General features: G+C 74.9%; 21 protein-coding genes and 1 tRNA gene. 9 read left to right on the top strand and 13 right to left on the bottom strand.

Annotated elements, in window-relative coordinates:
- Nucleotides 1-19 precede the first annotated feature (19 nt).
- On the bottom strand, nt 20-622 hold the full coding sequence (locus CSPHI_RS08925) for a nucleosidase (RefSeq protein WP_075692636.1): 603 nt from the start codon (nt 620-622) through the stop codon (nt 20-22).
- A gap of 136 nt (nt 623-758) precedes the next feature.
- Between CSPHI_RS08925 and CSPHI_RS08930 the strand changes: the two genes are divergently transcribed.
- Nucleotides 759-2,696 carry an AMP-dependent synthetase/ligase gene (locus tag CSPHI_RS08930; protein WP_075692638.1) on the top strand — a complete coding sequence of 646 codons (1,938 nt, stop codon included), beginning with the start codon at nt 759-761 and terminating at the stop codon, nt 2,694-2,696.
- Between the two features lie 68 nt (nt 2,697-2,764).
- Here CSPHI_RS08930 and CSPHI_RS08935 read toward each other — a convergent pair whose 3' ends face one another.
- Both CSPHI_RS08935 and CSPHI_RS08940 read right to left on the bottom strand, forming a co-directional pair.
- Nucleotides 2,765-3,922: an acyl-CoA dehydrogenase family protein gene (locus CSPHI_RS08935; RefSeq protein ID WP_075692640.1), complete on the bottom strand. Its 1,158-nt coding sequence runs from the start codon at nt 3,920-3,922 to the stop codon at nt 2,765-2,767.
- A gap of 100 nt (nt 3,923-4,022) precedes the next feature.
- On the bottom strand, nt 4,023-4,937 hold the full coding sequence (locus CSPHI_RS08940) for a CoA transferase (protein WP_084210342.1): 915 nt from the start codon (nt 4,935-4,937) through the stop codon (nt 4,023-4,025).
- A 204-nt stretch (nt 4,938-5,141) separates the two neighbouring features.
- Here CSPHI_RS08940 and CSPHI_RS08945 point away from each other — a divergent pair, with 204 nt between their 5' ends.
- From CSPHI_RS08945 to CSPHI_RS08955, 3 genes are all read left to right on the top strand, one after another.
- Nucleotides 5,142-5,888, top strand: a complete 747-nt coding sequence (locus CSPHI_RS08945) for a MerR family transcriptional regulator (RefSeq protein ID WP_075692642.1) — start codon at nt 5,142-5,144, stop codon at nt 5,886-5,888.
- 69 nt (nt 5,889-5,957) lie between these two features.
- On the top strand, nt 5,958-6,665 hold the full coding sequence (locus CSPHI_RS08950; RefSeq protein ID WP_245803301.1) for a hypothetical protein: 708 nt from the start codon (nt 5,958-5,960) through the stop codon (nt 6,663-6,665).
- An 8-nt stretch (nt 6,666-6,673) separates the two neighbouring features.
- The gene (locus CSPHI_RS08955; protein ID WP_075692646.1) at nt 6,674-7,525 is read left to right on the top strand and encodes an HAD-IIB family hydrolase; all 852 of its coding nucleotides are present in this window, start codon (nt 6,674-6,676) and stop codon (nt 7,523-7,525) included.
- A gap of 13 nt (nt 7,526-7,538) precedes the next feature.
- On the opposite strand, the gene CSPHI_RS08960 is transcribed toward CSPHI_RS08955, so the two are convergent.
- Nucleotides 7,539-8,255: a nicotinamide mononucleotide transporter family protein gene (locus CSPHI_RS08960; protein WP_075692648.1), complete on the bottom strand. Its 717-nt coding sequence runs from the start codon at nt 8,253-8,255 to the stop codon at nt 7,539-7,541.
- Nucleotides 8,256-8,672: 417 nt separating this feature from the next.
- On the opposite strand from CSPHI_RS08960, the gene CSPHI_RS08965 reads away from it, so the two are divergent.
- Nucleotides 8,673-9,554, top strand: coding sequence for a YwiC-like family protein (locus CSPHI_RS08965; protein WP_084210343.1), 882 nt, complete (start codon nt 8,673-8,675; stop codon nt 9,552-9,554).
- 135 nt (nt 9,555-9,689) lie between these two features.
- Nucleotides 9,690-10,748, top strand: a complete 1,059-nt coding sequence (locus CSPHI_RS08970) for a MinD/ParA family ATP-binding protein (RefSeq protein WP_075692650.1) — start codon at nt 9,690-9,692, stop codon at nt 10,746-10,748.
- Here CSPHI_RS08970 and CSPHI_RS08975 read toward each other — a convergent pair.
- The 5 genes from CSPHI_RS08975 to prfB form a co-directional block, all read right to left on the bottom strand.
- The gene (locus tag CSPHI_RS08975) at nt 10,718-11,767 is read right to left on the bottom strand and encodes a 3-hydroxyisobutyryl-CoA hydrolase (RefSeq protein ID WP_075692652.1); all 1,050 of its coding nucleotides are present in this window, start codon (nt 11,765-11,767) and stop codon (nt 10,718-10,720) included. The genes CSPHI_RS08970 and CSPHI_RS08975 overlap by 31 nt on opposite strands.
- Nucleotides 11,768-11,834: 67 nt before the next feature.
- Complete coding sequence (gene ppk2 / locus CSPHI_RS08980) at nt 11,835-12,746, bottom strand: polyphosphate kinase 2 (RefSeq protein WP_075692654.1); 912 nt, start codon at nt 12,744-12,746, stop codon at nt 11,835-11,837.
- 59 nt (nt 12,747-12,805) lie between these two features.
- On the bottom strand, nt 12,806-13,708 hold the full coding sequence (ftsX, locus tag CSPHI_RS08985; RefSeq protein WP_075692656.1) for a permease-like cell division protein FtsX: 903 nt from the start codon (nt 13,706-13,708) through the stop codon (nt 12,806-12,808).
- Between the two features lie 28 nt (nt 13,709-13,736).
- The gene (ftsE, locus tag CSPHI_RS08990; RefSeq protein WP_075693954.1) at nt 13,737-14,426 is read right to left on the bottom strand and encodes a cell division ATP-binding protein FtsE; all 690 of its coding nucleotides are present in this window, start codon (nt 14,424-14,426) and stop codon (nt 13,737-13,739) included.
- Nucleotides 14,427-14,502: 76 nt separating this feature from the next.
- Nucleotides 14,503-15,618: a peptide chain release factor 2 gene (prfB, locus tag CSPHI_RS08995; protein ID WP_075692658.1), complete on the bottom strand. Its 1,116-nt coding sequence runs from the start codon at nt 15,616-15,618 to the stop codon at nt 14,503-14,505.
- 86 nt (nt 15,619-15,704) lie between these two features.
- Here prfB and CSPHI_RS09000 point away from each other — a divergent pair, with 86 nt between their 5' ends.
- Nucleotides 15,705-16,562, top strand: a complete 858-nt coding sequence (locus tag CSPHI_RS09000; RefSeq protein ID WP_075692659.1) for an inositol monophosphatase family protein — start codon at nt 15,705-15,707, stop codon at nt 16,560-16,562.
- Between the two features lie 30 nt (nt 16,563-16,592).
- Here the strand turns inward: CSPHI_RS09000 and CSPHI_RS09005 are convergent, their stop codons facing one another.
- Entirely contained in the window at nt 16,593-17,246 is a 654-nt protein-coding gene (locus CSPHI_RS09005; RefSeq protein WP_075692661.1) for a hypothetical protein, read from the bottom strand.
- Nucleotides 17,247-17,320: 74 nt separating this feature from the next.
- Here CSPHI_RS09005 and hisN point away from each other — a divergent pair, with 74 nt between their 5' ends.
- Together hisN and CSPHI_RS09015 are read left to right on the top strand one after the other, a co-directional pair.
- On the top strand, nt 17,321-18,148 hold the full coding sequence (gene hisN, locus CSPHI_RS09010) for a histidinol-phosphatase (protein WP_075692663.1): 828 nt from the start codon (nt 17,321-17,323) through the stop codon (nt 18,146-18,148).
- A gap of 109 nt (nt 18,149-18,257) precedes the next feature.
- A complete protein-coding gene (locus CSPHI_RS09015) occupies nt 18,258-18,512 on the top strand; it encodes a hypothetical protein (RefSeq protein WP_075692665.1) in 255 nt (84 codons plus the stop codon).
- Between the two features lie 68 nt (nt 18,513-18,580).
- Here CSPHI_RS09015 and CSPHI_RS09020 read toward each other — a convergent pair whose 3' ends face one another.
- The 3 genes from CSPHI_RS09020 to CSPHI_RS09030 form a co-directional block, all read right to left on the bottom strand.
- Nucleotides 18,581-19,810: an acyltransferase family protein gene (locus CSPHI_RS09020; protein ID WP_075692667.1), complete on the bottom strand. Its 1,230-nt coding sequence runs from the start codon at nt 19,808-19,810 to the stop codon at nt 18,581-18,583.
- Between the two features lie 147 nt (nt 19,811-19,957).
- Nucleotides 19,958-20,752: a PRC and DUF2382 domain-containing protein gene (locus tag CSPHI_RS09025; RefSeq protein ID WP_075692668.1), complete on the bottom strand. Its 795-nt coding sequence runs from the start codon at nt 20,750-20,752 to the stop codon at nt 19,958-19,960.
- A 418-nt stretch (nt 20,753-21,170) separates the two neighbouring features.
- Nucleotides 21,171-21,247 (bottom strand) — tRNA-Met (locus CSPHI_RS09030).
- Between the last annotated feature and the right edge of the window lie 62 nt (nt 21,248-21,309).

Consider the following 21,309-nt stretch of genomic DNA (forward strand, 5'->3'; position numbering starts at 1 on the left):
CGCGGGGGCGGCCGCGCGTTCAGCCGGCGCCGAGGTGCCCGGCGAGCAGCCCGGCGCAGCGCGGCACCGCCGCCGCCCAGGCCGCGGCGGCGTCGCCGCCCCCGCCGGCGGTGTCGGAGACCACCTTCACCAGCCGGGCCGGGATCCCGGCGCGCGCGGCGATCCAGGCCACCGCGTAGCCCTCCATGTCCACCAGATCCGCGCCCCGGGCCAGCCGCGCCCGGGTGGCCGGGTCGGCGACGAAGGCGTCCCCGGTGGCCAGCCGGACCGCCCCGGGGGCGGGGTCGAGGCGCAGCGGCGGATGCGGATCCGCCCCGGCGAGGTCCGCGATCACCGCATGCGGGTAGTCGTGCAGGCGCACCTGCCCGATCCGGTGCACGGTGCCGGGGGCGAGCCCGGGGTCGTCGCGCAGCGCCCCGGCGGTGCCGGCGTTGAGGATCCGGCCCGGGCGGGGGCCGCGGCCCAGGTGCCCGGCCAGCGCCGCGGCCGCGGCGAGCCGGCCCACCCCGGTGACCAGCACCGGGGCGAGCTCCGCGAGACCGGCGGCCTCGGCGGGCACGGCGACCACGATGAGGTCGCCGCCGGGGCGGGGCGTCCCGATGAGCCGGGGGAGGTGATCCATGTCACCAGGCTACCCCGGGGGGAATCCCTCGACGGGGCACCTGAACCTACGCTAACGTAACCGTAACCTACCGAGCCGTAGGTTAGGGGCGCGGCCCCGGTCGCCGCCCCGAGGAACCGACCCGAGGAGACACGCCATGCGGGCACCCCGACCGAACCCCACCCGGCACCGGCGGCCCGAGGAGGAGCCGGCCGATCTGGCCCCGATCTCGGACCCCGACCTCACCGTGGTGACCCAGATCCGCCGCCGGATCGCGGCCAGCCCGGAGCGGATCGCCTTCCGGCACCGCGCCGCCGCGGACCCCGATCCGCACGCCGCCGCGCCCCCGGCCGACCCGGCCGACCCGGCCACCTGGGTGGAGCACACCTGGGCCGATTTCGGCGCGGCCGCCGAGGCCGTCGCCGCCGGGCTCATCGACCTCGGCGTCGCCCCCGGCGACCGGGTCGGCATCCTCTCCGGCACCCGCTACGAATGGGTGCTCGCCGACACCGGGGCGATGTTCACCGGGGCGGCGACCACCCCCCTCTACCCCACCGCGATCGACGCCGAGCTGGTGCACATCCTCCGCGATGCCGGGGTCGGGGTGCTCTTCGCCGAGGACGCCGACCATGTGCGCACCCTGGCCGCCCACGCCGACCAGCTGCCCGGGCTGCGCGAGATCATCGTCCTCGACGACCGGCCGGGCGAGGCCGCCGCGGCGGCGCCGGGGCGGGTGCGCACCTTCGCCGAGCTGCTCGCCGCCGGCCGGGCCGCGCTGGCCGCCGACCCCGGCCGGGTCGCCGCCCGCGCCGAGGCGGTCACCGCCGATGACCTGTGCACCCTGATGTACACCTCCGGCACCACCGGGCTGCCCAAGGGGGTGCGCCTGTCCCACCGGGCGGTAGCCTACCAGGGCGCGGTGAGCACCACCATCGGCTTCATCCACGAGGGCGACAGCCACTACCTGTGGCTGCCGCTGACCCACTCCTTCGGCAAGGTGCTGCTCGGCGCCAGCTACCAGGTCGGCGCGGTGACCACCATCGACGGCGACGTCAACCATCTCGCGGAGAACCTCGCCGCGGTGCGCCCGGCCTTCCTCGCCTGCGTGCCGCGGGTGCTGGAGAAGATCCACGCCGGGGTGGGCTCGGCCATGGACGCCGCCGGCGGGGCCAAGGCCGCCCTGTACCGCTGGGCGGTGGCCGTCGGCGGCCGGGCCTGGGCGCTGCGCTGCGCCGGGGAGCCGGTGCCGGCCCGGCTGCGCGCCCAGGTGGCCCTGGCCGACCGGCTGGTCTTCGCCAAGATCCGGGCCCGCTTCGGCGGCAATGTGCAGGCCATCATGAGCGGGGCGGCCCCGCTGGCCGCCGAGGTCGCCGACTGGTTCGCGATCATCGGGCTGCCGGTGTACGAGGGCTACGGGATGACCGAGTACGCCGCCGCGGCCACCGTGAACCGGATGTGGGCCTGGCGGGCCGGCACCGTGGGCTGGGCGCTGCCCGGCACCGAGCTGGCCATCGCCCCCGACGGGGAGGTGCTGCTGCGCGGGCCCGGGGTGATGGACGGCTACCACGGGCTGCCGGAGGCCACCGCCGAGGTGATCGACGCCGACGGCTGGCTGCACACCGGGGACATCGGCCGGCTCGACGATCGGGAGTTCCTGCGCATCACCGACCGCAAGAAGGAGCTGTTCAAGACCTCCACCGGCAAATACGTGGCGCCGACGAAGATCGAGTCCACCTTCGGGGCGCTGTGCCCCTTCACCGCGCAGATCGTCGTCGACGGGCCGGGCCGGAAATTCGTCTCCGCCCTGGTCGCCCTCGACGAGGCGGCGATCCGGGACTGGGCGGCCCGGCACGGGCTGGGCTCGCTGGAGCTGCCGCACCTGGCCAAGGCCCCGGAGGTGCGCGAGCTCATCGGCGGCTACGTGGAGCAGCTGAACGCCACCCTCTCGCACTGGGAGCGGGTGCGCCGGTTCACCATCCTGGACCGGGAGCTGTCCGTGGAGGCCGGGGAGCTCACCCCCACCATGAAGCTGCGCCGGCGCACCATCATGGCGAACTTCCGGCATCTGCTGGACTCCCACTACGCCCCGCACTGAACCGGCCCGCGCCGACGGCGCCCGGGCCCCGGGAGGGGGCGCGGGCGCCGGCGGCGCGGGCGGGGCCGCTACAGGGAGCGGGCGATGAGCTCCTTCATGATCTCGTTGGTGCCGCCGTAGATGCGCTGCACCCGGGCCGTGGCGTAGGAGCGCGCGATGGGGTACTCCTTCATGTACCCGTAGCCGCCGAAGAGCTGCAGGCAGCGGTCCACGACCTCGCAGAGCTTGTCGGTGGCCAGGTACTTCGCCATGGAGGCGGTCGCCGGATCCAGCCGGCCCTCGATGTGCAGGCCCACGCAGTGGTCCACGAAGGTGCGCACCGCGTAGGTCTCGGTGGTGCACTCGGCGAGCTCGAAGCGGGTGTTCTGGAACTTCAGCAGCTCCCGGCCGAAGGCGGTGCGCTCCTTGGTGTACTTGACGGTCAGCTCCAGGGCGCGCTCCATGCCGGCGACCGCGGCGACGGCGATGATCAGCCGCTCCTGGGGCAGCTGCATCATCAGCTGCAGGAAGCCCATCCCCTCGTCCTCGCCGAGCAGGTTCTCCTTGGGCACCCGCATGTCCTCGAAGAACAGCTCCGAGGTGTCCTGGCCGGGCATGCCGATCTTGTCCAGCACCCGGCCCCGGGTGAACCCGGGCAGGTCGGCGACCTCGGCGACGAGCAGGCTCAGGCCCGCCCCGCCGGGCTCGTCCTTGGTGCGGCAGACGATGATGATGAGCTCCGCCTGGGAGCCGTTGGTGATGAAGGTCTTCGCCCCGTTGACCACGTAATGGTCCCCGTCGAGTTTCGCGGAGGTGCGGATCGCCTGCAGATCGGAGCCGGTGCCCGGCTCGGTCATCGCGATCGCGCCGACCAGTTCGCCGCTGGCCATCTTCGGCAGCCAGCGCCGCTTCTGCTCCTCGGTGCCGTAGGCGAGGATGTAGTGGGCGACGATCCCGGAGTGCACGGAGAAGCCGAAGGAGTCGTTGTCCACCTTGGCCTGCTCCTCCTGGATGACCGCCTCATGGGCGAAGGTGCCCCCGCCGCCGCCGTACTCCTCGGGGATCGAGGGCAGCAGCATGCCCACGTCCCCGCAGGTGTTCCAGAACCCGCGGTCGACGTGCTTCTGCGCGTCCCACTTCTCCTGGTTCGGCACGGCCTCCTTGAGGAAGACGTCCCGGGCGAGTTTGCCCAGCTCCTCGACGTCGGGGGTGCGCCAGGGCGAGGTGTATTCGGTGCGGCTGAACATGTGCGTGCTCCTTGTGTGGGGATCGGCCGGCGCGGGATCCCGCGGCGGCGTGGGGGTGGTGGGGGTCGATGGGGGTCGTCGGGCGGCGGGGCCCGCGGGGCTAGCCGGGCCGGCGGACCTCGGCGATCGGCAGATCGCGTTCGGCGGCCCAGGCCGCCCACTGCGCGGCGGTGCGCCCGCGCAGCGCCTCGGCCAGGGCGGCGCCGTCGCCGGAGGCCAGCGCCGCGGCCTCATCGGGGCCGAGGCCCAGTTCGTCGATGAGCCGGCCCAGGAAATGCGGTTCCAGGGCGGCGACGGCGACATGGCCCTCGGCGGCGGCGTGGATGGCGTACTGGGGCAGCGCCCCGCCCAACGGGGCGCCGGGGCCGGTGAGGCCGTGCCGCAGCGGGGCGGCGAGATCGGCGACCACATCGCCCAGGCCCACGGTGCGCAGCACCCCGCGCCCGGTGCGATCGACGATGGCCAGGGCGAGCAGCGCCTCGGCGACGGCGCGCTCCGCGCCGGCCATGTCCGCCCAGGGCACCGGGGGCATCGCCGGGGGCTGCAGGGTGCCCGCGGCCGCCTGGTAGGTCAGGTCGTGGCCGGGGTGCTCGGGGTCGGCGACCTCGCCGACGATGGCGACCTGCGCCAGCCGGGGGTGCCGGGCGGCGAGATCGGCGAAGCCCAGGCCCAGTTTGGCCAGGGCGGCGGGCCGGGAGGAGGTGAGCAGCAGATCCGCGTCGCGGAGCAGCTCCTCGAGCTCGGTGCGGCCGGCGGCCCCCTTGAGGTCGATCACCCGCACCCGCTGCCCCTCGGCGAGCGCCGCGTAGTAGGGCGGGCAGGCCATGGCCAGCAGATCCCCGCTCGGCGGCTCCACCTTCACCACGTCCGCGCCGAGCGCGGCGAGCCGGGCGGCGGCGACCGGGCCGGGCAGGTTCGGGGCGAGGGTGACCACCCGGACCCCGGCCAGCGGGGCCGCGGCGACCTCGGCGGGATCGGCGGGGGAATCGGCGGCGGCGCCGGGGGATGCGGTCATGCTGCTGCTCCTGGGGGATTCGTCGGGGCACGGGCTCCGGGGCGGCGCCCCGGCGATTACGGGGACAGTAACACTGTCACTGTCAGCATGGGGGCCGGATCCGCGCATCTCCTTCTCAATCCCCCTCCCCGGCCACCCCCGGCCGGCGCGGGGGCACGGCCCGGCGCGACCCGCCCGCTGCCACGGCTATGAGACGATGGGCCCATGAGCACCGCCGAGGACCCCGACGACCGCGCCGCGGCCGGCGCCCCGGCGCAGCTGGGCCTGGCGGAGCTGGCGGCGCGCTCCGGGGTGGGCGCGCGCACCATCCGCTTCTACACCACCCGCGGCCTGCTGCCCGCCCCCGCCCGGCGCGGCCGGGCCGCGGTGTACGGGCCCGGGCACCTGGCCCGGCTGGAGCTGATCCGCACCCTGCAGGCCACCGGGCTGAGCCTGAACGCGATCGGCGACTACCTGCGCCGGCTGCCGGCGGACGCCTCCGAGGAGGCGATCGCGCTGCACGGGGCGCTGCTCGCGCCGTGGACCGCGGACCCGGCGGAGCACCTCGACGACGCCGGGCTCGACGAGCGGGCCGGGCGCGCCCTGGACGAGGCGGACCGGGCGCTGCTGGTGCAGCTGCGGATCATCGAGGCCGATCCGCGCGGCGGCTGGCAGGTGCGCGGCGGCACCCTCGCCGAGGGCATCGCGCTGCTCGACGCGGGCCTGCCGCCGGATGCCGCCGAGGCCGCCCGCCGGCTCATCGACGAGCATGTCGCCGCGATCGCCGAGGGGCTCACCGAGGTGTTCCGGGAGCGGATCTGGCCGCGCTACCGGGCCGGGGCGCTGGACCGGGAGGCGATGCTGCGCATCGCCGGCACCTTCCAGCCGCTGACCGTCTCCGCGCTGGTCGCCGCCCTGGGCGACGCGGTGGACGTGACCAAGCGGCGCACCGTGGAGGGCCGCCGCCGCTGAGCGGCGCCGCGGACCCGCCCCGGGCGCGGCGGCCGGCGGGCGGTGGCCGGGGCCGCCCCGGCCCGTAGGATGGGGCCCGTGATCTTCCAACCGGACAACTCCCGCACCAGCCGCGCCGCGCATGCCGAGGACCGCGCCCGCGGGCTCGTCCAGGACATCCTCGACCGCGAGGAGCGGGTCCGGACGAACCTCGCCGCCGCCGACGTCGATCCCTGGGAGATGCGCTTCATCGTCGACGAGTCCATCCACGACGGGGCGATCGCGGCCTGGCGGGAGGAGGCGGTGCGCGCCCGCCGGCTGCTGCGCCGGTTCTCCATCCAGTCCGGCTACCGGGAGCGGATCCGCGACGTGGAGCGCCGGATCGACGCGATGCTGCACCTGGCGGAGACCCTGGAGGAGCTGTGGGACGCCGCCGCCGCGGCCTCGGCGCGGCTCTCCGCCGCGGAGGCCCGGGACGCGGAGGCCTTCGAGCGGGAGCGCCGCCGGCAGAACGACGCCGCCGCGGCCCGCCGCGGCCGGGAGGAGCGCCGGGAGCGCCGCCGCCGGGAGCTGCAGCGCAAGGTCGGCCACATCACCGCCGACGCCCTGGACCGCACCCGGGAGGCCGGCGGCGGGGTGCTCCGCCGCTCCCTGGAGGCCGGCCGGGAGGCCCTGGAGAAGCTGCCCGATCTGCCGGAGTGGCCCACCCGGGGCCGCCGCGGCGGGGGCGCCGAACGCGAGGTGCGCCGCGCCGAGGCCCGGGACCTGCGCCACCAGCCCCCGCTGCCCGAGGACTAGCCGCCGCCATGACCCGACCCGATCCCCGGTACCCGGAGCACCCCGAGGACCTGCGCCTGGTCGTCGCCGACATGGACGGCACCCTGCTCGACGACGCCGGCGACACCCCGGCCGGCTTCACCGCCCTGCTGCACCGGATGCACGCCGCCGGCGTGGTGTTCGTGCCCGCCAGCGGCCGCCAGCTGGCCACCCTGCGGCACATGTTCGACGATGCCCCGGTGCCGGTGCACACCTACATCGCGGAGAACGGCAACGTCGTCGCCCACCACGGCGCCGTGGTGGACTCCGCGGCGATCGACCCGGCGGCGGTGGCCGCGATCATCGACGCGGTGCGCGCCGCCAACGCCGCCGGGGCGGACATCACCCTGGTGCGCTGCCACGCCGACCGCGCCTACGCCGAGCGGCTGCCCGAGGGGATGGCCGCGGAACTGGCGAAGTACTACCGCAACCACGCCGTGGTCGCCGATCTGCACGCCCTCGCCGGGGACGTGGTGAAGCTCGCCGCCTACGAGCCGGTGGACGCCGAGGCCCGGGCGCTGCCGACGCTCGCCGCGGCCGCCCCGGCGACCCTGCGCACCGTGGTCTCCGGGGCGCACTGGGTGGACATGATGGACCCGGCCCGCACCAAGGGCACCGCGGTGGCGGCGCTGCGCGACCGGCTGGGCGTGCCCAGGTCCGCGGTGGCGGTGTTCGGCGACTACCTCAACGACCTGGAGATGATGGCCGAGGGGGAGCTCTCCTTCGCCATGGCCAACGCGCACCCGGAGATCCTCGCCGCCGCGGACTACGTCGCCCCGGCCAATGCCGAGGCCGGGGTGGTCGTCACGGTCAACCGGCTGCTCGACCTGCTGGGCCGCTGAGCCCGCCCGGGGCTCAGGAACCCACCCGCGCCGGGGCGGGCGCGGGCGCGGCCGGCTCCGCGCGCCCGGCCCGCAACCAGGTGACGAAGCCCCAGATCACGAACCCGGCGTAGACCAGGTAGAGCACCGCCGAGGGGTAGTAGCCGCCGGCGAGCAGCAGCGGCACCCCGACGATGTCCACCCCGATCCAGACCAGCCAGAACTCGGTGAGCCCGCGGGCCATCCCCCAGGTCGCCAGCATCGAGCCGGTGAAGATCCAGGCGTCCGCCCACGGCCCCCAGGAGCCCAGGGCGGTGAACGCCCAGGCGCAGGCGACGGTGCCGGCCACCCAGAACGCCGCCATCGCCGCCCGCTGCCGGCCGGTGGCCCAGCGCGGCCGCACCGCGGCGACCACCGAACGGGAGGGGTCCACCCCGGCGGCCTCCCGGCGGCCGGCGGCCCGGGTGCGCGCCCAGCGCCACCAGCCGTAGAGGCTCACCGCGATGAACATCACCTGCCGGCCGGCCTGGCCGTAGAGGTCGAGGTCCTGGGGGGTGTGGAACACCCCGCCGAGGAAGACGGTGAACAGCAGGGCGTTGCCGACGATGCCCACCGGCCAGGCCCACACCACCCGCCGCATGCCGCCGTAGGCGCAGGCCAGCCCGAAGGCGTTGCCGATGATCTCGCGCCAGAGGATCGTCGTGCCGCCGATGCTCAGCCGCGCGTCGAGGAGTCCGATGAAAAGGTCCACTTGTCCCTCCCGGGTGCCGGGGTCGTCGTCGTGGTCCTCCGGGGCACCCGGGCGCCGCGGCGGCGGGCCTCCCCCGCCGGGGTCGCCGGCGGGGGCGGGCCGCGCGTCACGGGACGCGGGGTTCTCTTCCATCCGGACTGTCACCGTCGGCCCAGGAATCGCACCTGGTCTGCTGACCCCGCCGGACCCGGGCCGCTGCGGGGCGGCGGGTCCGCCGGGCGCTCGCGGGCTCCGCCGCCGCGGCCATGGGGGCCGCGTCGCCGTCACCGCCGGTGGGGAATTCCACCCCGCCCTGAGAACGTGGGGCCCAGGCTAGCACCCCCGCACCGCGCCCGGCACCGGTTCCGCCGGCCCCGCGTGGGCGGCTATTGCGCAGCCCCGGGGCGCCTTATCGGCGGGTGCGGTTAGGCTGGACTCATGGCCGAGAGCGCACCCGTCCCCGAGAATCCCCGCGACACCGGATCCGCGGCCGCGGCACCCGCCGCGGGCGCCCGGACGGGCCGGGCGGGCCGGGCCGCCACGGGGGCGAAGGGGCGGCCGCGCAGGCGCCGCCGGGCCAAGGGCTGGGTGCCGGATCAGCACGGCGCCTGGTTCATGGTCACCGTCCCGGTGCTGCTCGGGGTCCTCTTCGCCCCGGCCTGGATCCACATCCCGCTGCTGGCGACCTGGTGGGCGGGCTACTTCGCCTTCTTCGCCGCCGGGATCTGGATGCGCTCCCGCTTCCGCGCGACCAACCGGCCCCCGGTCGTCGCCTACGGGTCGGCGACCGCGGTGGCCGGGGCGCTCACCCTGCTGCTGAACTGGCGGCTGCTCATCTGGGCGCCGGTGTACGCGCCCCTGGTCGCCATCGCCGTCTACGAGACCTGGCGGCGCCGGCCGCGCTCGCTGCTCTCCGGCTGGTCCACGGTGATCGCCGCCTGCCTGATGCTGCCGGTGGCCGCCTGGGCCGGCGGGCACCCCCTGGACGCCCGGGTGATCGTGGTCACCGGGGTGCTCACCGTCTACTACCTGGGCACCGTGCCCTACGTGAAGACCCTCATCCGGGAGCGCGGGGACCGCGGCTGGCTGATGTTCTCGCTGGTGTTCCACGCCCTCGCGGCGGTCGCCGCGGTGGCCGGCGCCGCGGCGGGCCGGATCCACTGGCTGGTGCCGGTGGCCGCGCTGCTCGTCGCCGGCCGGGCCTGGTGGATGCCGCATGAGGCGGCCCGGCGCGGCACCCCCTGGCGGCCGCGCACCATCGGCCTCTCCGAGATGGCGGTGAGCGCCGTGGTGATCCTCGCCGCGGTGCTGCCCGCCTGAGCCGCCCCGGCGACCGCTCCCCCCCCCGGGGTCCTCCCCCGCCGGCGCGCACCGGATGCGGGACCGGGCCGGCGCCGGTAGCCTGCCGGCCACGCGGTCCCGAGGGGGGACGGGGCGAGGAAGGGGGACGGGGCGATGACGCGAGAACCCGGGGCGGGGCGCACCCCGCTGACCGTGGCGGACCTGGCCGCGGGCCTGGTCGAGCGGCCCCGGCCGACCCGGGGCTGGCGGGCCGCGGTGCACCGGGCCACCGGCGGCCGGATCGATCCGGGCGAATCGGCCGCGGAACGCCGGGATCGGGAGCTGGCCGAGCGGATCGGCGCCCCCATCACCGGGGACTACCGGATCGCGCTGCTCAGCCTGAAGGGCGGGGTGGGCAAGACCTCCACCACCATCGGCCTGGGCGCCACCTTCGCCGCCGCCCGCGGCGACCGGGTGGTCGCCGTGGACGCGAACCCGGATCTGGGCACCCTCGCCGATCGGGTGCCGGAGCCGAACCCGGCGACGGTGCGGGATCTGCTGCGCGCCCCTTCGACCCGGCGCTACGCGGAGGTGCGCGCCTACACCACCCAGGCGCCGTCCCGGCTGGAGGTGCTCGGCAGCGAACGCGATCCCTCGGTCAGCGAGGCCTTCTCCGCGGCGGACTACGCCCGGGCGCTGGCCATCCTGCGCAGCCACTACAACCTGATCCTCACCGACTGCGGCACCGGGCTGGTGCATTCGGCGATGTCCGCGGTGCTCGCGCACGCCAACTGCCTGGTGCTGGTGGCCACCCCGGCGCTGGACGGGGCGCGCTCGGCGTGGGCGACCCTGGACTGGCTCTCCGCGCACGGCTACCGGCACCTGGTCTCGGCCACCGTGGTGGTGGTCAACCGCACCGCGGATCGGGCCACCGGGGTCGATGACGACCAGCTCGCCGAGCTGTTCGGGGCCCGCTGCCGGGCGGTGCATCCGGTGCCCTTCGATCCGCATATCGCCCGCGGCGCGGATCTGGATCTGCGCCGGCTGCAGCCGGCGACGGCGCTGGCCTACCGGCGCCTGGCGGCGACCATCGCGGAGGATTTCGGCGCCCCCGCCGGCCGGCACGCCATGCCCGCCCCCGCCGCCCCGGCGGCGCCGCCGGGGCCGCCGGCCGGGCCGGCCGCCGGTTGCGGGTCGGGGGATCAGCCGGCCGCGGCGAGCGCCTCCCGATAGGGCGCCGGGTCCACCGAGGCGGCCCGCTCCGGGTCGAAGCGGGGGGCGCGGTCCTTGTCCACGAGCACCGCGCGCACCCCCTCGGCGAAATTGGGGTGCCGGCGCAGCAGGCCGCCGATGACCAGCTCATGGCCCAGGGCGGTGCGCAGGTCCACGTCCAGGTTCGCCCGGTAGAGCTCGACGGCGGCGACCAGGGAGGTCGGCGCCGCGGGGCGGAGCAGCCGCCCGACCTCGGCGCGGAAGCCCGGATCGCGGTCCGGGGCGTCCAGGGCGGCCTCGATGGCCGCGTAGTCCCCGGCGCCGAAGACCGCGTCGATGTCGGCGCGCCAGCGGGCCAGGGCGGGCTCCCCGGCCTCCGCCGGATCCCGGGCGAACTCGGCCAGGGCCGCGTCCACCCCCTCGGCGTCGGCGCGGTCCAGGAAGGCGGGGATGTCCGCGGAGCCGAGGTAGTGGGTGGCCCAGCCCGCCCAGAGCAGCTCCGCGGCGTCCAGCCGGTAGCCGGTGAGCCCGAGGAAGCGGGCCACCGCCGGGTCGGCGGCCCCGCCGGCGACCGGGGTGCGCTGGGAGAGGTGGCTCACCCCGACATCGGGGACGAAGCCGATGGCCATCTCCGGCATCGCCGCGCTGGCCCGCTCGGTGACCACCCGGTGGCTGCCGTGCAGGCTCACCCCCAGGCCGCCGCCCATGGCGATGCCGTCGATGAGGGCGAGGTAGGGCTTGGGGAACTCGGCGATGGCCGCGTTCATCCGGTACTCCACGGCGAAGAACTCGTCGCCGGAGGCGAAGTCCCCGGCGAGCTGGGCCTCGCGCACGGCGCGCACGTCGCCGCCGGCGCAGAAGGCCTTCGGATGCGCGGAGTCGAGGATCACCTGGGCGATGGCGTCGTCCTCGCGCCAGCGGTCCAGGGCCCCGGCGATGGCGCGCACCATCGCCGTGTCGAGGGAGTTGAGGGCCTTCGGCCGGTCCAGGGTGAGCCGCCCGGAGAGCCCGGAGACGGTCGCGTGCACGGTATCGCTCATGCCCCCAGTGTGACACAGGACACGTTTTCCCGCCGCGGGGGCGCCCCCGCCCCCGGCCCCGCCGGGCCTAGTCGCCCTTGGCCTTGCCCTTCGACTTCGCCTTGCCCTTGCCCTTGGCCTTCACCTTGGCCTTGTCCTTGCCGGCGTCGTCGTCCCGGCCCTTCTCCAGGCCGGCGGCGACATCGGGCACGTAGCGGAACTCGGTGCGCGGCGGGCGCTCGTAGGCCGCCTCCGATTCGGGCCGCTCCGGGATCTCCGGCAGCTCCCGCTCGATGTGCTCGTAGGGGATGGTGGACAGCAGGTGGTTGATCACGTTGATCCGGGAGCGCTTCTTGTCCTCGGATTCGACGGTGTACCAGGGTGCGGAGGGGATGTCGGTGTGGATGAACATCTCGTCCTTGGCCCGGGAGTAGTCCTCCCAGCGGGTGATCGACTCCAGGTCCATCGGGGAGAGCTTCCAGCGGCGCAGCGGATCCTCCCGGCGGGACTCGAAGCGGCGCACCTGCTCCTCGTCGGAGACGGAGAACCAGTACTTGCGCAGCATGATCCCGTCCTCGACGAGCAGCCGCTCGAAGATCGGGGCCTGGTGCAGGAAGCGGCGGTACTCCTGGGAGGTGCAGAAGCCCATCACCCGCTCCACCCCGGCGCGGTTGTACCAGGAGCGGTCGAAGATGACGATCTCGCCGGCCGCGGGCAGCTTCTCCACGTAGCGCTGGAAGTACCACTGCCCCTGCTCCCGGGAGGTCGGCGCCGGCAGCGCCTCGATCCGGCAGGACCGGGGGTTGAGGTACTGGGTGATCCGCTTGATCGCGGAGCCCTTCCCGGCGGCGTCGCGGCCCTCCATGATGACCACGATCCGGGCGCCGGTCTCCACGACCCACTGCTGCATCTCCACCAGCTCGGCCTGGAGCCGCTTGAGCTCCTTCTCGTAGGCCTTCTTGTTCAGCTTCGGGGGCCGGGTCGGCTCGTCTTTGCTCATGATCGCAATGCTACAAGGTCGCCGCGGCCGCACCGGGGCGGATCCCGCGGGTCCCCGGCTCAGCGGCGGGTGTAGAGCCGCAGCGTCACCTGGGCGGTGATCGCGGAGAAGATCACCCCGACCGCGATCACCACCGGGGCCACGATCCAGATGTCCGCGGCCTGCACCGGGGCGATGAGCTGCGCCCGGTACAGGTTGCCCAGGGCCGGGTCCACCACCGCGGACTTGCCCAGGAACAGCCCGCCGATGGCGAGCAGCCCGCCGATCAGGCTCGCGATCACCGCCTCGAGCACGAAGGGCGCCTGGGTGAACAGCCGGGAGGCGCCGACCATGAGCATGATCTCGACCTCCTTGCGCCGGGAGTAGGCGGCGATCTGCACCATGTTCGCGATCAGGAACACCGCGGCCAGGGCCTGGATCGCGGCGATCACGAAGGTGGCGTTGCGGATCGAGTCGAGGTTGCCGACGGCCTCGCCGACGTCCTCGGCCTGGTCGGTGACGTGCACCACCTGGGGCAGCTCCCGGACCCCGGCCAGGGGGGAGAGGTCCGTGGGATCGGCCAGGCGCACCAGCACCACGGCGGGCAGCGAATCGGCGGTGGTGTTCTCCACCAGCACCGGATCGGTGGCCTGGAACAGCTCCACGAAGTGGGCGTGGTTGGCCTCCCGGTTGCGGAAGGTCGCCGATTCCACGCCGGCGACCCCGTCGAGGGCGTCGAGCACCTCCCGGCAGGGCTCGGTGGTGCAGGCGTCGTCGCCGGCGGAGACCTCCTCGTCCAGCTCCAGCATCACCTCCACCCGGTCGAGGTACATGTCCTTGGTCCGCTTGGTCATGTCGGTGACCAGCAGCCCGGAGGCCAGCAGGGCCAGCGAGATCGCGGTGGTGATGATCATCGCCACGGTCATGGTGAGGTTCTTGCGCAGGCCGGCGAGGGCCTCGCCGAGGACGAACCGGGTCTTCATGTGCTTCTCTCCTGCTCGGGTTCGCGGCTCAGCGGCCGATGCCGTAGACGCCGGTGGCGTCATCGCGGACGAGTGTGCCCAGGGACAGCTCGATCACCCGGCGGCGCATCGCGTCGACGGCGTCGTCGTCGTGGGTGGACATCACCACGGTGGTGCCGGTGCGGTTGATCCGGTCCAGCAGCAGCATGATGTCCCCGGAGGTGTCCGGGTCCAGGTTGCCGGTGGGCTCGTCGGCGAGCAGCACCAGCGGCCGGTTGACGAAGGCCCGGGCGATGGCCACCCGCTGCTGCTCCCCGCCGGAGAGCTCATGGGGCATCCGGTTGGCCTTGCCGTCGAGGCCGACCAGCTCCAGGGTCTCCGGGACCAGCCGGTCGATGGTCTTGCGGTCCTTGCCGATCACCTGCAGCGCGAAGGCGACGTTGTCGTGCACGTTCTTCTTCGGCAGCAGCCGGAAGTCCTGGAAGACGTAGCCGATCCGGCGGCGCAGCTTCGGCACGTTGCGGGCGGAGAGCTTGGTGAGGTCCTCCCCGGCGACGGTGATGACGCCGGAGTCGGCGCGCTCCTCGCGCACCATCAGGCGCAGGAAGGTCGACTTCCCGGACCCGGAGGGGCCGATCAGGAAGACGAACTCGCCCTTGCCGATCTCCACGGAGACGTCGTCGAGGGCGGGCCGGGTCGAGGTGCGGTAGCTCTTGGTCACGTGGTCGAAGGTGATCACGTGGGCCACATTAGCCACTGGCGCCCCGCATGTCCCATCATCCCCGGCGGCGCGCCCCGCCGAACCCCCCGCGGGCTCAGTCGCCCTCGCCCTGCAGCTGGTCCATCCGCCAGCGGATCCCGGCCTCCAGGAAACCGTCCAGATCCCCGCCGAGCACCGCATCCGGGTTGTTCACCTCGTAGCCGGTGCGCAGGTCCTTGACCATCTGGTACGGGTGCAGCACGTAGGAGCGCATCTGGTTGCCCCAGGAGGCGTTGCCCCCGGCGCCGAGGGCGTCCATCTCCGCCTGCTCCTCCTGGCGCTTGCGCTCCAGCAGCTTCGCGGCGAGCACCCGCATCGCGGAGGCCTTGTTCTGGTGCTGGGACTTCTCGTTCTGGCAGGTCACCACGATCCCGGTGGGCAGGTGGGTGATCCGCACCGCGGAGTCGGTGGTGTTCACCGACTGCCCGCCCGGCCCGGAGGAGCGGTACACGTCGACCTTGATCTCGGAGTCGGGCACCTCGATGGAGTCGGTCTGCTCCACCACCGGCAGCACCTCCACCTCGGCGAAGGAGGTCTGCCGGCGGCCCTGGTTGTCGAAGGGGCTCAGCCGGACCAGCCGGTGCGTGCCCTGCTCCACGGACAGGGTGCCGTAGGTGTACTCCCCGTGCACCACGAAGGTGGCGGACTTCAGGCCCGCCTCCTCGGCGTAGGAGGTGTCGTAGACGTCGACCTTGTGCCCGTGCTTCTCCGCCCAGCGCACGTACATCCGCATGAGCATCTCCGCGAAGTCGGCGGCGTCCACCCCGCCGGCGCCGGCCCGGATGTTGATGACCGCCTCGCGGGCGTCGTACTCCCCGCTGAGCATGGTGGTCACCTCCAGGGCGGCGATGTCCGCGCGCAGTTCGGCGCGTTCGGCGTCGGCGAGCTCCGCGGCGTCGGCGTCGCCCTCCTCCTCGGCGAGCTGGTACATCACCGGCAGGTCGCCGAGCCGCTCGCGCAGGGCGCGGACCTTCTTCAGCTGGGCCTGCTTGGCGGACAGCTCCGAGGTCACCGTCTGGGCATGATCCGGGTCATCCCACAGGGAGGGATCGGAGGCCTGCGCCTCGAGCTCGCGGATCCGGTCGGAGAGCTCCTCCGGATCCACCACCTTCTCGATGGTGGTCAGCGTCACGTCGAGGTCGGCGAGGTCTGCGGTCACGTCGGGATTCACGGGCCCCACTCTAGCGCGGCGCCGGAGCGGCCCCCGCGGCCCCGCCCCGGCGGCGGGCGGCGGCCGCGGTGGGCACAATGGGGGCCATGGATCAGCCCAACCCGCACGCCGCCCGCCTCCGTGCCCTGGATCCGGCCGCCGACGACGCCGAGGTGGCCGCCGCGGTCGTCGCCGCCGCCGCGGAGCTGGCCGCCCGGATGCGCGCGGATGGCCTGGACACCGAGTACAAGACCTCCGTCTCCGACGTGGTCACCGCCGCCGACCGGGCCGCCGAGGAGCTGGTGGTCTCCGCCCTGGCCCGGCTGCGCCCGGCCGACGGGATCCTCGGCGAGGAGGGCTCGGCGAAGGCCTCCGCCTCCGGGCGGACCTGGGTGGTCGATCCGGTCGACGGCACCTACAACTTCACCGCCGGCTCCGACTACTGGTGCTCGGCGGTGGCCCTGGTCGAGGGCCCCGCCGAGGACCCGGACCGGCTGCTGCTCGGCGCGGTGCACCGCGCCGCCGGCGACGCCGGCTGGGTGGGCGGCCCGGGCGCGCCCACCGTCACCAGCCGGCCCGGGGCGGACGGGGTGCGGCGCACCCGGGCGCTGCCCGGGGTGGCCGCGGCGGCCCCGGAGCGGATGTGCGCGGCGACCTACCTGCACGGCACCCACTTCGGCCCCGGCGCCGGCGCCGCCGATGCGGCGCTGGCGCGGCGCTGGACCACGGCGACCGGCCGCTTCGCCACCTGGCGGGTGCTCGGCTCGGCCTCGCTGGATCTCGCCGGGGTCGCCGAGGGCCGGCTGGGCGCCTGGTTCCAGCATTCGGTGGCGCCCTGGGACTGGCTGCCCGGGTTCGCCCTGGTCGCCGGGGCCGGGGGCGCCGGGGACCTCGCCGGCGGCTGGCGGATCGCCGGCGCCCCGGCGACGGTGCGGACCCTGGGCGGGATCCTCGGCGCCGACTAGGCCCGCCCGCGCCGCGGGGACCGCGGGCGCTCAGATGAGCTGCAGCCCGCCGATCAGGATGAGCAGCGCCGAGACCAGGTAGCCGGCGCCGCGGGCGACCGCGGCCTGGTTCGCCCGGGCCGCGGCGAAGACCCGCCCGGCGGCGGAGTCGGGCCGGTGCCGGATTCCGCCCACCGCGACGGCCACCGCGGTGGGCAGGCTCAGCGCCAGCGAGGCGTAGGCGATGAGCCCCAGGTAGCGGGTGGCCGCGGGCAGGCCCTCGGCGGAGAGCACGGCCAGGCCCGCGAAGAAGGGCACCGAGGTCAACGACTGCACCGCGCCGAGGGCGAAGCCGGTGCCCACGGTGAGGATGGAGGGGCGCAGCAGCGGGGCCAGGATCCGGTCCAGCACCCGCGGCGTGCCCCCGCCGCGCAGGGTGAGCGCCCCGGTGAGCACCCCGGTGGCCACCAGCAGGATGCCGAAGGCGGGGGACTCCACGAGCCGGCGCACCGTCTCGCCGAGGCCGTCGAAGACCAGCAGCACCGCCGCCGCCGGGACCAGCACGCCCAGCCAGTCCCCGGCGATGAGCAGCGGGGTGACCCGCCGGTACACCCCGGCCGGGGCGAGCACGCCCAGGGCCACCACGACCCCGATGAGCAGCACGTTGATCGAGTCCACGAACGCGTAGGAGAGGGCGTGCAGCATGCGGCGGGATCTTCCTGGGTGGCGGGCGTCGGGCGGGCCGGGGTGTGGCGCGCCTGCCGGATAGACTACCGGCCATGACCGACTACGCCGCCGACCTCGCCCTCGCCCGCGACCTCGCCGACCTCGCCGATGAGCTGACCATGGCCCGCTTCGGCGCCGCCGACCTGTCGGTGTCGGCCAAGCCGGATCTGACCCCGGTCTCCGACGCCGACCTGGCCTGCGAGCGCCGGCTGCGCGCCGCCCTCGCCGAGGCCCGGCCCGGGGACGAGGTGCTCGGCGAGGAGTTCGGCGGCGCGACCGCGGGCTCGGGCCGGCAGTGGGTGCTCGACCCCATCGACGGGACGAAGAACTTCGTCCGCGGGGTGCCGGTGTGGGCCACCCTGATCGCCCTGCTGGTGGACGGGGAGCCGGTGGTCGGGGTGGTCAGCGCCCCGGCGCTGCGCCGGCGCTGGTGGGCCGCCGCCGGGGCGGGGGCGCACCTGGACTTCGCCGGGGCCCGGCGCCGGCTGGCGGTGAGCCGGGTCGCCGAGGTGGCGGACTGCTCGGTGTCGGTGTCCTCGCTCAGCGGCTGGCGGGACCGCGGCCTGCGGGACGATCTCATCGCGCTCACCGACGAGGCCTGGCGGCTGCGCGGCTACGGGGACTTCCTCTCCTACTGCCTGGTCGCCGAGGGCGCGGTGGACGTCGCCGCGGAACCCGAGGTGAGCCTGTGGGATCTGGCGCCGCTGGCGGTGCTGGTCACCGAGGCCGGCGGGGCCTTCACCGCCCTGGACGGCACCCCCGGCCCGGCCGGCGGGGACGCGCTGGCCACCAACGGGCTGCTGCACGCCGCCGTGCTGGCGCGGATCGGCACCGGCGCGGCGGCCGCGGAGGGTGCCGCGGGGGCGGCCGACGGGGGGTAGTGAAGCATATTCTCCACCTGGGCGAACGCCGCCGAGCAGGCGATGTTACGGGCGTATTTCGCATATCGGTGTTTGCGGATATGCCGAAGGGTGGGCTAGCCTGCCCCCCATGGGCAAGGACAAGCGCATGCGCCGGCTGGAGCGCTACGGCTCCGCACTCGACCTCGCCGAGGCGCGCCGCTCCTCCCCGCTGGAGGGCCTGAAGCTGGCCCTGGCCACCCCGAAGCCGCGGTGCTGCCAGAAGCGGGTGCGCTGCCGCAACTGCCCGGTGGTGGTGCACAAGCTGCAGCGCGCCGTGTACGCCGGGGAGGTCGACCGGGAGCGGCTGCGCGACATCGCCGACCGGGCCCGGATCCGCGCCTGAGGCCCCGCCCGCCCCGCGCGCCCGGAGCCCCCGGGCGCGCCCTCATATCCGCGCCCGCGCCGGCCGGCTCAGCCGCCCAGCGGCGCCGCCCAGGGGCTCGCCGGGCCCCGGTGCGCGGTGATCCGATCGGTGACCCGGCGCAGCGCCCAGGCCAGCGGCACCGAGATCGCGGTGGTGACGATGAGCGCGCCGAGGAAGGAGCCCTGGAAGGCGCCGTAGCCCAGCATCGGCATGACGTGCTCCAGCACCACCAGGTGCACCAGGAAGAACTCGTAGGAGATCTCGCCCAGCCAATGCGGGGCGGGGTGGCGCAGCCAGCCCAGCCCGCGCGCCGCCGGGGCGCCGGCGGCGGGGCCCAGCGCCGCCGGGGCGATCAGGGCCACCGCGAAGACCAGGTACACGAGGTTCTTCGCCAGCGCCTGGCCGAGCTCCTCGGGCACCAGGGTGGCCGGGCCGGCCACCGGGGTGACGGCCACCGCCAGCGCGGCGGCCGCCAGCGGCCAGGCCAGGTGCGCCGGGGCGCGCAGGCCCGCCCGGCGGGCCACCGCCAGGGCCATGCCCCCGGCGAACCAGTCGAAGTACCCCATCGGCCACAGCCGGGCGATGAAGGGCAGCGCCTCCACCCGGTGCGCCGCCACCGCCCAGGCCGGGCCGATGAGCCCGAAGGCGACCACGCAGCCGGCCAGCGCCACCGGGCGCCAGCGCCCGCCGAGCAGCCGCCAGATGGCCCACCCGACCAGCGGCAGCACCAGGTAGAAGCCCACCTCGACGACCATGGACCACATCTGGGTGAGCCCCGCGTGGAACCAGCCGGCCTGGGCGGACTGGGTGAAGGTCAGGGTGCGCAGCAGCCCCGCCCAGCCGCCGGCGGCCATCGGCGTCCCCGTCTCGGCGGCGTCGATCCAGGCCGCGCCCCCGGGATGCGGCCCGCCCACGTCGATCGGGTGCAGGTCCAGCAGGTACACCGCGAGCACCGTGATCCAGTAGCCGGGCAGGATCCGGCGCACCCGGTGCCGGGCGTAGCGCCGGGCCGAGGGCGCCGCCCCGGGTGCGGCGCCCGCCCCGGCGAGGGCGGCCACCCAGGGCCGGAAGAGCAGGAACCCGGAGAGCACGAAGAAGACGGTGACCCCGATCTCCATCCGGCCGGCCAGCCGGCCGGCGAGATCGTCGGTGTAGCCGCCGGTCCAGAAGGCGGCGTGGGTGACGCAGACGGCGAAGGCGGCGACGGCGCGCAGCGAGGTCAGTTCCGGGATCCAGCCGCGGCTGGCGGCGGCGCGGGCGTCGATGGGGGCTGCCATTCGGCCAAGGATAGCGCCGGGCCGCCGGGGGCGGGCCCGGACGGCGCGAGGGCCCCCGCCGCAGCCGTGCTGCGGTGGGGGCCCTGGCGGCGGCGGCCCCGCCGCGGTCCGGGGTGAGCGGTCCGGCCGCGGCGGGGAGGCCGGGTGCTACTTGCGCTCGCCGTCGACGTCGGTCTCGAAGCGCTCCTTGCGGACCTCGCCGGAGACGGTCTCGGTGTCCTGGATCTGCTCCTTGGACAGGCGCACCTTCTCCACCGGCACGGTCTCCTTCTCCACGTTGACGCGCTCCTCGTGCAGGGTGACCTCGGCGGTCTCCTCCCCGATCTCGCCGGCGTCCTTCATCCGGGCGGCCTCCTCGGCGGAGATCGGCTCGCGCTCCAGGCGCACCTCCTCGCGGGTCACCGGGACCTCCACGGTCTCGGTGTCGGTGACCACGTACTTGCGCAGCCGGGCGGTCTCGGTGGCGACGCGGTCCTTGGAGACGTTGAGGCGCTCCTCGGAGCGGATCATGGTGTCATCGGAGACGGTCTCGCCGCGGTCGGCGGCGCCGGTGGTCGCGGCGGCCTCGGTGCCGGCGGCGTGCCGCGGGGCGGTCTCCCGGCCGGCGTCGTAGCCCTGCACCTCGGCGGCGGTGTCCACGCCGTAGTGGGCGTAGATCTCCCGCTCCTCCTCCGGGGTGAGCGCCTTGTCGGCGTCGAAGTCGGGGGCGTCCTTGATCCGGTCCTTGTCGAAGGCCAGGGTCAGCTGGTCGCCCTCGAGGCGGTGCCCGCGCATCGGCACCAGGGAGCTGCTCATGCCGAACAGGCCGTGCCCAACCTCGACGAAGGTCGGCTGGCCGGTGCGGTCGTCGACGAAGACCTCCTTGACGTCGCCCAGCTTGTCGCCGGCCTTGTCGTAGGCGGTGGCGTCGAACAGGTCCCGGATGCTCTTCTTGTCGCTCATGCGGCGAATGCTCCTCTTAATCTTCGGATGATTCTGTCAAACCACTGAGTATTTATCGTTCACTCTGTGGCGTTGACCCCACCATAACGCAGGTGCCCCGGATTTACCGTCACAGGACGGCAACGATCCGGCCAAGTGTTCATTACCATTGCCTTAGCGCAGGTCAATACCTTTAACCATTCAGTGCGGAATACCCCACGCGGTATCCTGCGGTCCCGGATCCGGGACCGCGGCCGGCCCGCGCCGCCTCGTCCGGGCCGGATCCGGGCCGCCGGCGGGCCTCCGCCCCGGCGCCCCGGCGGACCCCTCCCCCACCCCGCCGCGGGGGGCCCGCGGGCCCGGGGCGGGCGGGGCGGGGCCCGGGATCGCGGATACGGCGAAACCCCCGGACCGGAGTCCGGGGGTTTCGCCTTTCACGTGGTAGCGGGGGCAGGATTCGAACCTACGACCTCTGGGTTATGAGCCCAGCGAGCTACCGAGCTGCTCCACCCCGCGTCGACTGCGGTCTCCCGCAGCGGGTGCCGGCCTCGCGGCCAACGAGTCACCACTCTAACGCC

The sequence above is a fragment of the Corynebacterium sphenisci DSM 44792 genome (genome assembly GCF_001941505.1).
Taxonomy (GTDB): domain Bacteria; phylum Actinomycetota; class Actinomycetes; order Mycobacteriales; family Mycobacteriaceae; genus Corynebacterium; species Corynebacterium sphenisci.